This is a genomic window from Paenibacillus solisilvae (assembly GCF_042656405.1).
Taxonomy (GTDB): domain Bacteria; phylum Bacillota; class Bacilli; order Paenibacillales; family Paenibacillaceae; genus Paenibacillus_Z; species Paenibacillus_Z solisilvae.
The window spans coordinates 1-542 of sequence record NZ_JBHSOW010000149.1; the positions used below are offsets into that span (position 1 = coordinate 1).

General features: G+C 47.2%; 1 protein-coding gene and 1 pseudogene. Both read right to left on the reverse strand.

Annotated features, from left to right (window positions below; genetic code table 11):
- Positions 1-291, reverse strand: a 291-nt coding sequence (locus ACFPYJ_RS33095) for an IS3 family transposase (protein ID WP_379192869.1), incomplete at its 3' end; no start/stop codon positions are given.
- Between the two features lie 56 nt (positions 292-347).
- Positions 348-542 (reverse strand): annotated as a pseudogene (locus ACFPYJ_RS33100) (hypothetical protein); the annotation flags it as partial.

Sequence of the window (542 nt, forward strand, 5' to 3'; positions counted from 1 at the left end):
TGGTGCAATAGGATTGGAGTGATTGGAGTCCGTCGTACAAACCCGGAACTTCCTTGATACGCAAGAGCGCATCCCATTCTCCTTCATCAGTTTGCCGACTAAACGCTCTGAAACTTTCCACTGCTCTTTTCGGAGCATCTCTGTAATTTTCGGGCTGCCATAGCGTTTCTTAGCGTCGTGGAACAGCCAGGAGATACGTGCCAAGAGAGCTTCACGACGCACCTGGTAACGATTCAAATTCGCCTTCTCAGACAGCCATTTGTAGTAGCCGCTCCTTGAAACCTCTAGCACGTTACACATCTTCTCCATTCGAAACTCGGAGCGATGATCTTCGATGAATTGGAACCTTAGTTCCTTTCTTTCCCGAAGATGTGTAGCGCCTTTTTTAAGATTTCAAGCTCCTCACGTAAATCTGCATTCTCACGTTCTTGGTTTTGCTTCTCGGTTTCCATATTACGCAACTGTTGTTCCAACTGACGAACTTTATCTGGTGAAGCTTGGACTTCCGCCTGCATCTCTGCCTGAATCTCGCTACGGTACTT